Source organism: Bradyrhizobium sp. CCBAU 11361 (assembly GCF_028128935.1).
GTDB lineage: Bacteria > Pseudomonadota > Alphaproteobacteria > Rhizobiales > Xanthobacteraceae > Bradyrhizobium > Bradyrhizobium niftali.
The window spans coordinates 51549-64338 of record NZ_LBJZ01000001.1 but is presented as its reverse complement, the minus strand read 5'-3'; the positions used below and the strand labels follow the sequence as shown (position 1 = coordinate 64338).

General features: G+C 62.4%; 12 protein-coding genes and 1 pseudogene. 12 read left to right on the top strand and 1 reads right to left on the bottom strand.

From position 1 onward, the window contains the following. The first annotated feature begins 35 nt into the window (after positions 1-35). Genes XI08_RS00240 through XI08_RS00230 form a run of 3 tightly spaced genes read left to right on the top strand, consistent with a single transcriptional unit; the run spans position 36 to position 5021 of the window. Positions 36-698, top strand: coding sequence for a helix-turn-helix domain-containing protein (locus XI08_RS00240; protein WP_271572854.1), 663 nt, complete (start codon positions 36-38; stop codon positions 696-698). Between the two features lie 19 nt (positions 699-717). Then, positions 718-1701 carry an ornithine cyclodeaminase family protein gene (locus XI08_RS00235; RefSeq protein ID WP_333926631.1) on the top strand — a complete coding sequence of 328 codons (984 nt, stop codon included), beginning with the start codon at positions 718-720 and terminating at the stop codon, positions 1699-1701. Between the two features lie 2 nt (positions 1702-1703). Further along, positions 1704-5021 carry a molybdopterin-dependent oxidoreductase gene (locus XI08_RS00230; RefSeq protein WP_271572853.1) on the top strand — a complete coding sequence of 1106 codons (3318 nt, stop codon included), beginning with the start codon at positions 1704-1706 and terminating at the stop codon, positions 5019-5021. 143 nt (positions 5022-5164) lie between these two features. Here XI08_RS00230 and XI08_RS46110 read toward each other — a convergent pair. Next, positions 5165-5347: pseudogene (locus tag XI08_RS46110) on the bottom strand (hypothetical protein); the annotation flags it as partial. 453 nt (positions 5348-5800) lie between these two features. On the opposite strand from XI08_RS46110, the gene XI08_RS00225 reads away from it, so the two are divergent. From XI08_RS00225 to XI08_RS00185, 9 genes are all read left to right on the top strand, one after another. Then, positions 5801-7147 (top strand): ABC transporter substrate-binding protein, encoded by a 1347-nt coding sequence (locus XI08_RS00225; protein ID WP_271572852.1) that lies wholly within the window; start codon positions 5801-5803, stop codon positions 7145-7147. A 103-nt stretch (positions 7148-7250) separates the two neighbouring features. After that, positions 7251-8210 carry a carbohydrate ABC transporter permease gene (locus XI08_RS00220; protein WP_014492573.1) on the top strand — a complete coding sequence of 320 codons (960 nt, stop codon included), beginning with the start codon at positions 7251-7253 and terminating at the stop codon, positions 8208-8210. After that, the gene (locus XI08_RS00215; RefSeq protein ID WP_027548772.1) at positions 8207-9160 is read left to right on the top strand and encodes a carbohydrate ABC transporter permease; all 954 of its coding nucleotides are present in this window, start codon (positions 8207-8209) and stop codon (positions 9158-9160) included. The genes XI08_RS00220 and XI08_RS00215 overlap by 4 nt, the downstream gene beginning before the upstream one ends. Then, positions 9157-9369, top strand: coding sequence for a hypothetical protein (locus XI08_RS00210; protein ID WP_271572851.1), 213 nt, complete (start codon positions 9157-9159; stop codon positions 9367-9369). Before XI08_RS00215 ends, XI08_RS00210 begins: the two co-directional genes overlap by 4 nt. 6 nt (positions 9370-9375) lie before the next feature. After that, complete coding sequence (locus tag XI08_RS00205; RefSeq protein WP_271572850.1) at positions 9376-10473, top strand: ABC transporter ATP-binding protein; 1098 nt, start codon at positions 9376-9378, stop codon at positions 10471-10473. Beyond that, positions 10466-11473 carry an ABC transporter ATP-binding protein gene (locus XI08_RS00200; protein ID WP_271572849.1) on the top strand — a complete coding sequence of 336 codons (1008 nt, stop codon included), beginning with the start codon at positions 10466-10468 and terminating at the stop codon, positions 11471-11473. The genes XI08_RS00205 and XI08_RS00200 overlap by 8 nt, the downstream gene beginning before the upstream one ends. Next, positions 11470-12084: a dihydroxyacetone kinase subunit DhaL gene (gene dhaL / locus XI08_RS00195; protein ID WP_271572848.1), complete on the top strand. Its 615-nt coding sequence runs from the start codon at positions 11470-11472 to the stop codon at positions 12082-12084. Before XI08_RS00200 ends, dhaL begins: the two co-directional genes overlap by 4 nt. Continuing rightward, on the top strand, positions 12081-12482 hold the full coding sequence (gene dhaM, locus XI08_RS00190) for a dihydroxyacetone kinase phosphoryl donor subunit DhaM (protein WP_027548767.1): 402 nt from the start codon (positions 12081-12083) through the stop codon (positions 12480-12482). Before dhaL ends, dhaM begins: the two co-directional genes overlap by 4 nt. Then, entirely contained in the window at positions 12475-12789 is a 315-nt protein-coding gene (locus XI08_RS00185; protein WP_027548766.1) for an HPr family phosphocarrier protein, read from the top strand. Before dhaM ends, XI08_RS00185 begins: the two co-directional genes overlap by 8 nt. The last annotated feature ends 1 nt before the right edge of the window (position 12790 follow it).

The window sequence follows — 12790 nt, the reverse complement described above, 5'->3', positions numbered from 1 at the left end:
GGCGTCGCTTACGCAATAAAAGGGAGAGAGCCGCGATGAAGAAGACTGCGACGCGACCGTCGCTGAGGGAGCCCGCGGCCGCCGAGATCGTGCCAGCGCGTTTCTCGGCCGACGTCGCGCCGGCCGAGACAAGCGACGATCTCGGTCAGAGGCTGAAGCGCGTACGGATCGACAAGGGTTGGACCTTAAAAGAGGTGAGCGAGCGCACAGGGGTCGCCCGCTCGACCCTGTCGAAGATCGAGAACGGCCAGATGTCGCCGACCTATGACGTGCTCCAGAAGATCACGCGCGGGGTCGAGCTCGACATCGTCGAGCTGTTCGACCAGCGTCGCCAGAGCGCGCCCTTTGGCCGCCGCAGCGTCACCCGTAGCGGCGAGGGCAAGCCGCATCCGACCGATACTTACGACTACGAAGTGCTGGCGACCGACCTTTCGCAGAAACACATCCTGCCGTTCAAGGCGCGGATCAGGGCGCGCAGCCTGGACGAGTTCCCTGGCTGGGTGCGTCACGAGGGCGAGGAGTTCTTGTGCGTTCTGTCCGGCACCGTCCGGGTGTTCACGGAATTCTATGCTCCCGTCACGCTCGAGGTAGGCGACAGCACCTATTTCGACAGCAAGATGGGCCATGCCATCGTGTCGTTGAGCAAGGAGGATGCCGAAGTCATCTGGATTTGCACCGGTATCAGCGCACTTTCATGATTGGGACGGGATGATACCGATGCTGCGCAGTTACTCCGCTGCCGACGTCCATGCCGCGCTTGCCTTTCCCAAGCTGATCGAAGCATTGCGCGAGGCCTTCAGGCGCGACGGCGAGCCGATGCCGTTGCGGCAGGCCTACGAGGTCGGCGTCGACGGCGCGCCCGCCCGTCTCCTGACGATGCCGGCCTGGGTTCGCGGCGAGGCGCTCGGCGTCAAGCTCGTCACGGTGTTTCCGCAGAACGCCGAGCGCGGTCTCGGAGCGGTGTCGTCGCTCTATTTCCTGCTTGATGGCCAGACCGGCCAGCCGCGCGCCATGATCGACGGCGAAGCCCTGACCAACCGGCGCACTGCGGCCGCCTCGGCGCTGGCATCCGACTATCTGTCGCGCACCGACAGCCGCACACTGCTTGTCGTCGGAACCGGCCATCTCGCACCTCACCTCGTCGCAGCCCACTGCGCCGTACGTCCGATCGAGAAGGTGCTGGTCTGGGGACGCAATCCTCAGCGCGCGCTGGCCCTGGCCGATACGCTTGTCCGGCGGGGCGTCAACGCAGCCAGTGCGGCCGACCTTGCCGAGGCCTTGCCGCAGGCTGACATCGTCACCTGCGCCACGACGTCGACCGAGCCTTTGGTCAAAGGGGCACTGCTGCGGCCGGGAACCCACGTCGACCTTGTCGGTGCTTTCACACCGCAGATGCGCGAAAGCGACGATGACGCCGTTTTGCGCAGCCGCGTCTTCATCGACACCTATGCCGGAGCACTGGCCGAGGCGGGAGACCTTCTGCAACCCATCGCCGCCGGAAGCTGGAGCGCCGACAGGATTTGCGGCGATCTCCATGAACTGACTAATGGCACGAAGTCGGGTCGCCTTGACCGCAACGAGATCACCCTGTTCAAATCGGTCGGCGCGGCGATCGAGGATCTCACGGCCGCGAGTCTGCTGGCCAATCCGAGTTCCCTCGTGCGGTCTCCCGAGCGAGGGCGCTCGACAACGAAGGCCTGACGATGTCCAAGCAGGAAAAGCCTGGCTTCTGCACGTTGTGCCGCTCCCGCTGCGGCACGCTCAATGTGGTCGAGAATGACAGGCTTGTCGCTGTGCAGCCGAATCCGGCTCATCCAACCGGCAAGGCGTTGTGCCCAAAGGGCAGGGCCGCTCCGGAGATCGCGCACTCGGCCAGGCGCCTCAAGACGCCATTGCGACGCACCGCGCCGAAGGGCGCCACCGATCCGGGCTTCGTGCCGATATCTTGGGACGAGGCACTGAGCGAGATCACCGAACGGCTCGGGCGCTACCGGGAAGAGACTGGGCCGGAATCGGTCGCGTTCGCGGTGACCTCCGGCTCTTCGTCCTCGACATCAGACAGCCTGGACTGGATCCAGCGCTTCGTCCGCGGCTTCGGCAGTCCGAACAACTGTTTCTCCACTGAGATCTGCAACTGGCACAAGGACCACGCCCACGCCTTCACCTTCGGCTGTGGCTTGCCGACGGCGGACTATCGCAATTCCGAACTCATCCTGCTCTGGGGCCACAACCCCGCCAATGTCTGGCTGGCCCAGGCGGAGGCGATCAGCGCCGCGCGGGCGCGCGGCGCCAAGCTTGCGGTGATCGATCCGCGCCGGACCGGCTCGGCGCGCGACGCCGATCTGTGGCTGCGGATCCGCCCCGGCACCGATGCTGCGCTGGCGCTTGGCCTGGCACGCTGGTTGATCGTCAACCGCGCCTATGACGCCGAGTTCGTACGACGCTGGACCAATGCCGCCTTCCTGGTCCGCAACAGCGACGGCTGCTTTTTGCGCGCCGGCGATATCGGGCTCCAGGGCGACGGCTTCCTGGTCTGGGACGAGGCCGCGGGTCGCGCGGCGCTCGCCGCGGACGGACTAGCTGTGGCTGCGCTCGAAGGAAACTTCGAAGTGATCGGTCCCGAGGGTCCTATCGCCTGCCGCACCGGTTTCGACCACTATGTCGCGGCGGCCGAGCCTTACGATCCCGCGACGGTCGAGCGTACCACCGGTATTCCGGCGGCGCAGGTCGAGCAACTCGCGGCCACGATCTCGGCTGCGGCATCGGTTTGCTATCACGGCTGGACGGGGCTCGGACAGCATACAAATGCCTCACAGACGGAGCGCGCCGTCGCAACGCTCTATGCACTGACCGGCTGCTTCGATGCGCCGGGCGGCAATGTCCGGATGCCCAGCCTTCCGGTGCCCTCGTTGCATTCCATCGCGATGATCCCGCTGGAGACGAGAGCGCGCACGCTCGGCCTCTCGGAGCGCCCGCTCGGCCCGCCGACCGACGGCTGGATCACCTCCAGCGATTTCTATGACGCGGCCTTGACCGGCAAGCCTTACCGCGTGCGCGCGCTGTTCGCGTTCGGCTCCAATCTTCTCGTGTCGCATCCAGCGCCAGAGCGTGGACGGGAGGCGCTGAAGGCGCTCGACTTCCAGGTCCATTGCGATCTGTTCCTGAACCCGACCGCCGAGATGGCCGACATCGTGCTGCCGGTCTCGAGCCCCTGGGAGCACGAAGCGCTGCGCCTGGGCTTCGAGATTTCACCCGAGGCGCAGGAACTGGTGCAGCTGCGCCCGCAGATGATTCCGCGGCAGGGCGAGGCCCGTTCGGATATGTGGATCGTGTTCCAGCTCGCCAAACGGCTCGGCATGGGCGAGCTGTTCTTCGACGGCGATGTCGAGAAAGGCTTTGAGCATCTGCTCGCGCCGCTCGGACTCGACCTCGAAGCGCTACGGGCCAGGCCGGAGGGCATTCGCGTGCCGCTCAAGCATCTCCATCGCAAATATGAGACGACCGGCTTCGCCACCCAGACCGGCAAGGCCGAGCTCTATTCGGAACTGCTGCATCGCCATGGCTACCCGGCGGTACCGCGCTTCATCGAGCCGGCCGAGCGTCGTAATGAGGCGTTTCCGCTGACGCTGTTCTCCGCCAATAGCGGCTATTTCTGCCATAGCCAGCATCGGGGCATCAATGCGTTGCGTCGCAAGCGCGCGGAGCCGACGGCCGAGCTTCATCCTGAACTCGCCCGCCGCAGGCGTATCCAGGAAGGTGATTGGATGCGCGTCAGCAGCCGCATGGGCGCGATCCGGATGCGGGCCGTCTTTAACGATGCGCTCGCGCAGGATGTGGTGGCGAGCGACTATGGCTGGTGGCAGCCGGCGCCGGATCTTGGCCTTCCGGGCTATCTTCCGGACGCGACACAGCCTGTCGGTGCGAGTTTCAACGCCATCATCGCTGAAGATGGCCGCGATCCCCTGAGCGGGGCACTGGCGCTGCGCTCTTTTGCCTGCGATGTCGCACCTGAGGAGAGTACGTCCTGGCAGGGCTGGCGGTCATTCGCCGTCGCGGAGCGTCGCGAGGAATGTTCCGATGTGGTCGGGCTGACATTGCGGCCCGTCGACGGTGGCTCGCTTCCCGCTTTTCGGCCGGGCCAGTATGTCAGCGTCCGGATGGGCGATGCGATCCGATCCTATTCGCTCACCGGAGCCGCGGCCGCGTCACCCGAGGCCTACGACATCGGCGTCAGACACATCGCGGGCGGGCGGGTCTCGACGGCGATCAGGCATGGGCTCGCGCCCGGTGACGTCGTCGAACTACAGTCACCCAAAGGCGGCTTCGTCCTGCCGCTGCGCAACGAATTTCCGGTCGTTCTGATCGCCGGCGGCATCGGCATCACACCATTCCTGTCCTATCTCGAAACGCTGGAGGGAACTAGCGACGAACCGCGTGTGACGCTGCACTATGGCTGCCGGGATAGCGAGAGCCGTCCGTTCCAGCATCGGATCGAGGGGCTGCGGCAGAGGCTTCCGAACCTGACCCTGGTCACATATTTGAGCCAGCCGCGAAGCGGCGACAGCTTTGACCGGCAGGGCCGGTTCACCGTGTCGGATATCGATCCGGAACTGTTGCACAAGCGTGCGCGCTTCTACATGTGCGCATCCGATGCGATGATGGAAGAGGTGAGCGCGGGTCTCCAGGCGTGTGGCGTGCCTGCATTCGAGATCTTCAGGGAACGTTTCCGTTCGCCCGCGCCATCCGCGCTCGACAGCCTCGTGCCGCGCCGGATTCATTTCGCCCGCTCTGGCCGAACACTGACATGGTCGCCGCAGGTGCCGCTGATTAGCATCCTTGCGACTGCGGAAGGCGCCGGGCTTACGCTTCCGAGTGGTTGCCGTGTCGGACAATGCGAAAGCTGTGCCGTGCCGATAAAGACCGGCGAGGTTCGTCATTTCGTCGATTGCGCGGATCTGGATGGGGGGCATTGCCTGACATGCCAGGCCGTCCCACTTTCCGATCTTGTCATCGACGCATAACGGGCAGGCCCCCAAGCGATTTCAAAATCGGAGGTGCCGGGTTTCGAGGCCAAAGCTGACGTTACGCGCACGTTCACCAATGCCCGGACACGAGGCCGACAACTTGGCCAGTCCCGCTCGGCGAATTCAACCGCGAGGTGAGGGAGATCATCTGCGCTATAGCTCGCGGCTCGTGCATCGCAAGCGTGATCACCCATCCAGATCTGATGCGCGCGGACATGCGACTGTTCCGGCGCGAGGTGTGACTTGCCCGATAGCTGCAGAAAAACGCACATGGACTCGCAGTGCGTGGACCACATCATTGTTTCGGGCGAGATGCATTTGCGCCGGATCCTGAAAGCCTACGCGGACTATTACAATTGCGTCAGAACGCATCGATCCTGGAACAGGGATGAGCCGGTGTCTCGCCCGGTTCAGCGAACCGGTGTGATCAGTTCACGCGCCATCCTGGGCGGACTTCACCACCACCACGGCCGGGTTTGAGGTTTCGGTACACACAGCAGTCGCCGCAATGTTTTCCTACGGGCTACCCCACTCGACAGCTTCTGGCGCGCGGTCAGATAACGGCGTCTCGGAAGAGCCTGCTTGCAATGTTTAGTATATCGTGGTTCACTAAACAAATCGAGCCTGGCTGAATCCCTAAGAATCCGGGCAGGCGCGAGGAAACGTCCGTTTAGTCGTTCAGCCCGTGAAGGACTGTATCGCTCTGCTCGAAGCATTCGAGCGGGTTGGAGAGTCGCGCCATGTCGATGGCCGACCCCACTGTGAGGGAAAGCGTTATGAAACAGACAGTGAAGGCGCTTCTTACTACTTGCGGAGTTCTCGCATCCGCGCTCGGTGTCGGAGTGGGGACTACTCCTGCGCATGCGCAGGCCAAGACCATCACGCTGTGCTGGGCCGCGTGGGATCCAGCCAACGCCCTGGTCGAATTGTCGAAGGACTTCACCGCCAAGACCGGCGTCGGCATGAAGTTCGAGTTCGTGCCGTGGACCAACTATGCCGACCGCTTCCTGAACGAGCTCAATTCGCATGGCTCGCTGTGCGATCTCATCATCGGGGATTCGCAATGGATCGGGGGCGCCGCCGAGAACGGTCAGTACGTCAAGCTCAACGATTTCTTCAAGAAAGAAGGAATCAGTATGGACGACTACATGCCCGCGACGGTGGTCGGCTATTCCGAGTGGCCGAAGAACAGCCCGAACTATTGGGCGCTGCCTGCCATGGGCGACGCGGTGGGCTGGACCTATCGCAAGGACTGGTTTGCACGGCCGGAGATCCAGGCGGATTTCAAGGCCAAATACGGCCGCGATCTCGCCGTGCCGAAGACGCTCGATGAACTGCGCGACATCGCAAAATTCTTCCAGGGCCGCGAGATCGACGGCAAGAAGGTCTATGGCGCTTCGATCTATACCGAGCGAGGCTCGGAAGGCATCACCATGGGCGTGTCGAACTACCTCTATGATTACGGCTTCCAATATCAGGATCCCAAGAAGCCGTATTCAATGGACGGGTTCGTCAACTCGCAAGGCGCCGTGAAGGGGCTCGAGGCCTACAAGGAGCTCTACAAGTGCTGTACGCCCCCCGGCGCATCCAACTCCTACATGTCCGAAGGCCTTGATGCGTTCAAGTCGGGGCAAGTCGCGCTGCAGATGAACTTCTTCGCCTTCTTCCCGGGCCTCTACAAGGATCCGAACGTCGGTGGGGACAAGATCGGCTTCTTCAGCAATCCCGCAGGCCCCGCGACCCAGGCGACGCAGCTCGGCGGGCAGGGCATCTCGGTCGTTTCTTATTCCAAGAACCAGGCCGAGGCGCTGCAATATATCAAATGGTTCTCCGGTGGAGATGTGCAGAAGAAGTGGTGGGCGCTGGGCGGCTATTCCTGCGCCAAGTCAGTGTTGAACGATCCGGGCTTCCCGAACAGCGCGCCGTTCGCCGGCGAGTTCTTGAAGTCGATGGGAATGGTCGTCGACTTCTGGGCCGAGCCTTCCTATGCGCAACTGCTGCAAGCCGAACAGAAGCGCGTGCATGACTACGTGGTGGCGGACAAGGGCACCGCGCAGGAAGCGCTCGATGGCCTGGTAAAGGACTGGAAGGCGATCTTCAAAGAAGAAGGCAAGAAGTTCTAGGGCAAACGCCTGGAGCGCACGCCGAGCGCGCTCCAGGCTCTCTTCGGTAGAACCCGCAGGCGTCGCATGGACGACAATCGCGACGCCAGGATTGACCAAGGCCATGAACGATTTAAGTACCTCGTCGCAGATCACCTACCGGGCCGTCCCGATCCGACCAGGCGTGATACGTCGTATCCGCGGCCTTTCGGACCAGGCGCTCGCATGGCTCTTCATCACTCCGACGATCGTGCTGCTGCTGGCGATCAATATCTTCCCGCTGGTATGGACGATCTACCTGTCCTTTACCAACTACCGCGCCAATCGGCCGAACGCGCCGACGCTATGGCTGGGGACCGATTGGTACCAGTCGATCCTGACCGATCCGGATATCTGGGCGGCGATGCAGGTCACGGCGCATTTCGTGGTTTGGACCGTGCTGATCGAGACAGTGCTCGGATTCGGCCTTGCATTCCTGATCGACAAGAAATTCCGCGGCCATGGCCTGTGGACCACGATCATTCTATTGCCGATGATGCTCTCACCCGCGGTTGTCGGTAATTTCTGGACCTTCCTCTATCAGCCGCAGATCGGGCTGTTCAACTACGTGGTCGCCTTCTTCACGGGGCGCGGCGCTTCGTCGTTCCAGATGCTGGGAGACGTGACCCTCAGTCCGTGGGCCATCGTCATCGTCGACGCCTGGATGTGGACGCCTTACGTGATGCTGATTTGCCTGGCGGGGCTGCGGTCGATCCCGGATTACATTTACGAGGCAGCGGAGGTCGACCGCGCGTCGAATTGGCGGCAGTTCTGGTCGATCACGCTGCCGATGGCTCTGCCGTTCATCATGCTCGCGGTGCTCTTTCGCGGGATCGAGAATTTCAAGATGTTCGACATGGTCAACCTCCTGACCGGTGGAGGGCCGGGCTCGACCACGGAAGTCGCTTCGATCACACTGAAGCGCGCAGCCTTTGAGAGCTGGCGAACCGGCTATTCTTCGGCCTTCGCGATCATTCTGTTCGTGACAGTGTTTGGCCTTGCCAACATCTACGTCAAGGCGCTGAACCGGGTGAAAAGCCGATGAGCGCGTCAAACGCAGCCCACTCAGTCGTCGAGCCGTCGACCGGCACTCGCCGCTTTGCCGGCCTGCTCGTCATACTCTATGCCATCATAACGATGGTTCCGCTGATATGGATCGTGCTCACCTCGTTCAAGTCGCCTGACGATGCGATCTCCTATCCGCCGAAGGTCTTCTTCAAGCCCTCCCTTGAAGGCTATTGCAACGTCTTCACAACGCGCTCGCGCCAGACCCAGGAGTTTATCCAGACGCTGGGGCCACCGCAGGGGCTCTGTGACAACATCGCGCGCAGCCGCAACATGGTTGTCGCCGGGCCGTCGAACTATGTGCCGCGCTTCATCAATTCGCTGATCATCGCCTTTGGCTCGACGGTGCTTGCCGTCGCGCTCGGTACGCTCTCGGCTTATGGCTTTTCGCGCTTCCGTGTGCCTCTCAAGGACGACCTCCTGTTCTTCATTCTATCGACCAGGATGATGCCGCCAATCGCGGTCGCGATCCCGATCTACCTGATGTACCGGACCGTCGGGTTATCGGATACCCGTCTCGGGATGATCCTGCTCTACACTTCGGTGAATGTCTCGCTCGCCGTCTGGCTTCTCAAGGGCTTCATCGACGAAATCCCGCGCGAATACGAAGAAGCAGCAATGATCGATGGCTATACGCGCTTCCAGGCTTTCGTGAAGGTGGTTCTCCCGCAGGCAACGACCGGGATTGCCGCAACGGCAATCTTCTGCCTGATTTTTGCCTGGAACGAATACGCCTTTGCGGTCCTCCTGACCTCTGGCAACGCCCAGACCGCGCCCCCTTTCATTCCGATCATCATCGGCGAGGGCGGTCAGGATTGGCCCGCAGTAGCCGCCGGTACGACGATCTTCCTTGTGCCGATCGTGGTGTTTACGGTGCTGCTCCGCAAACATCTTCTGCGCGGCATTACCTTTGGAGCCGTCCGCAAATGAACCTTGATGTGAACACGTCAACGCCGCACGTCAGCCTGACGAGCAGAATGTTGCGGCGCGGTCCGCTGGAAGCGGTCGCGACGACGATCATTGCCGCAGGTGTGGTGATGCTGATGCAGCCGTTTTCTCTAACGCTTTATTCCTGGTCTTTCGTGGTCACTCTCTTTGGGACGGTGATGTTCACAATCGTCTCGAAGGTCCGGGAGTAGCGCTCGATGGCACAGATCAGGGTCGAAGCGCTCAATAAATCCTTTGGAGAGTTTCACGCAGTCAAGGGCGCGAGCTTTACGGTGGATGATGGACAGTTCCTTTGTCTTCTTGGGCCTTCCGGGTGCGGCAAGACGACAACGCTGCGGATGATTGCAGGACTGGAATTGCCGACATCCGGCACGATCAGCGTCGACGGTGAGGACGTGACGATGAACCGTGCCTCCGCGCGAGATATCGCCTTCGTCTTTCAGCTATTTGCGCTCTATCCGCACATGAATGTCCGGCGCAATATCGGCTTTCCGCTCAAATGCGAGGGGATTGGAGCTGCGGAGCGCGACCGGCGCGTGGTGGAGGCCGCTCGGATCCTGCGTATCTCCCATCTCCTTGATCGGTCGGTTTCGACCCTCACCGGCGGCGACCGTCAGCGCGTCGCGCTTGGGCGGGCGATCGTCCGCAAGCCGGAATGCTTCCTGATGGACGAGCCGCTCGGAGCGCTCGATACTGAAATGCGCGAGGCGATGATCCAGGAATTGCGCGCGTTGCATGACCGGCTTGGCGCGACGACCGTTTACGTCACGCATGATCAACTGGAAGCCATGGCAATGGCGGACCTGATTGCGGTGATGAACAACGGCGTGGTCGAGCAGATTGCGAGTCCGCGCGACATTTATGACCGGCCTGTTTCGCTCTTCGTAGCCGACTTCATCGGTTCTCCAGCGATGAATTTCCTGCCGTTTCGCGGTAGCCTGCAATCCGGGGCGCAGGCGATCCGGCTCGGGGATCGCGAAGTTGCGATACCCACCGCACGCGAGGCGTTGGTGGAGAGCGACCTTGTCCTGGGCGTCAGACCCGAGCATGTGCGCTTCTCCGATAGCGGGGTGGTGCGGGGCGAGATCTATGGGTCGGAATATCTCGGCACGACGCAGATCGTGACGGTGACGACGTCTTACGGCGCTCTCAAGGCCCGCTCGCCCGCCAGCATGCCCTTTCAGATTGGGGTGAATGTCGGGCTCGATTTTCGGCCCGATACGTTGTCGCTCTTCGATCAGGGGTCGGGACGGGCAATACGCACCGCATTGTACGAGGGAGGCGAGCATGGCTGAAGTCGAGATCGGGGCGGTCTCCAAGGCGTTTGGCAAGACGCAAGCCGTCGTCGATCTGTCCCTCACCATTGGAGACGGCGAATTCGTTGCGTTGCTGGGGCCGACCGGCGCCGGCAAGACGACGACGCTGCGTCTCGTCGCCGGATTAGAGGCGCCCGGCAGCGGTTCGGTCCGCATCGACGGACGCGATGTGACCAGTGATGCGCCGGCGGATCGCGACGTCGCCTTCGTATTCCAGCAATATTCGTTGTACCCGCATCTGACCGTGTTCGAGAACATGGCCTTTGCGCTACGCGCACCGACGCGCCGGCTGCCGGAGGCCGAAATTCGCGCAAAGGTCGAACAGGTTGCGCGTCTTCTCCATATCGAAGCCAAGCTCCACAGCAAGGCGACCCAGTTGTCGGGCGGGCAGATGCAGCGCGTTGCGATTGGCCGCGCTCTGGTGCGCTCGCCCTCGATCTACCTGATGGACGAGCCGCTTTCTTCGCTCGATGCCAAGCTGCGCGGTGAAATGCGCCTGGAGCTTAAGCGCATCCAGATCGATCTCGGCGCGACGATCCTCTACGTCACCCACGATCAAACCGAGGCTATGACCATGGCATCGCGCATCGGCGTGATGGAGGCCGGGCGATTGATGCAGATCGGAACGCCGCGCGAGATTTACGAGAACCCGGTCAACACCTATGTCGCTGCCCGGCTCGGCCAGCCGATGATCAACCTGCTGCCGGCCGGTCTGTTTGCGGGGGCTCCGTCGAGCGCCAAGACCATCGGGGCGCGTACCGAGCACCTGGCTATCACGCGCAATGGCGGAGACGTGTCGGCAACCGTCACGCGGGTCGAGCATCTCGGCGACCAGAGTCATCTGCACCTGGATCTCGGTGGCCAACCCGTTGTGACGTTGGCGGAGTCTGAGACCACGTTAGATGTCGGCGACGTCGTGTCACTACGCCTCAACAAGCCGCTGTTCTTCGACGCGGCCGGCAGGAGGGTCGCAGCATGAGCCTCGATCGGGCCTCCAGGGAAGAGCTGGTGCGAGCGCTTGCGGAAGCGGTGATCCAGCACGCCGACGAGCTGACCGGCCTTGATCAGGCGATCGGTGACGGCGATCATGGTTTGAACATGAAGCGCGGCTTCGAAGCCGTGCTCGCGACATTGCCTGGCCTTGCGGACAAATCACTGCCGGAAATGCTGAAGTCGATCGGAATGACGCTGGTCATGAAGGTTGGCGGGGCCTCCGGGCCACTGGTCGGGACTTTCTTCATGGAGCTGGGCAAGGCGCTTCCGGAGCAGCCGACACGTGCAGAGTTCGTCGCGGCCGCGGATATGGCGATTAACGCCGTGAAGGCCCGCGGACGCTCAGAAGCAGGACAGAAGACCCTGCTCGACGTGCTGGTGCCGGTGCAAGCGGTATTGGCCGCGGGTGGCGATGCGCGGGCGATTGCGATGGAGGCAGCGCAGGCGGCCGATCGCACGACGCCGATGCTCGCCATTCGCGGCAGGGCTTCTTTTCTCGGCGAACGTTCGATTGGTCACATGGACCCCGGTTCGCGCTCAGTGTCCCTGTTGATCGGCGCTGCAGCCAAAGTATTGGAATTCGAGGCAAGGTTATGAACAGTCAAGATCGCGGTAATGTCGGAATCGTCATCGTTTCACATTCGCCCAAGATTGCGGAAGGCGCGGCCGATATGGTGCGTCAGATGGTGGGCAATGCGGTGCCGCTCGCCTGGACCGGCGGCGATGTCGATGGAGGGCTCGGCACGAATGTTGCTGGAATCCTGGAGGCGATCGAGGCGGCGTGGTCCCCATCAGGTGTGGCTGTGCTCGTTGATCTCGGTGGAGCGGAGACAAATTCCGAGATGGCAGTGGAAATGTTAGCCGAAGATCGGAGGGCGCGCGTCGTCGTCTGCAATGCTCCGGTGGTCGAAGGAGCGGTGATTGCAGCGACGGAATCCTCGGGTGGCTCATCGCTCGCAGCCGTCAAGCGTAGCGCGGAGGAATTCTATGCATGATGCCCACGCCAGCCGGGCAGGTGAGACGTCGGTGCCGCTGACCGCCTCGGCGGTTCTCGTCAACAAGGTCGGTCTTCATGCGCGGCCGTCGGTCAAGCTCACGCAGTGTGCGAAGAGGTTTGCCGCAAAGATCGAACTCGCCCTCTCTGGAGATGGGCCTTGGACGGATGCCAAGAGTCCGGTGAAGGTGATGCGTGTAAAAGCTCCGCAGGGGGCGACGCTGCATTTCCGGGTCACCGGACCGGACGGAGAGGTGGCGCTTGCTGCCGTGCTTGCGCTTGTGCATGACGGTTTCGGTGAGGCTTAAC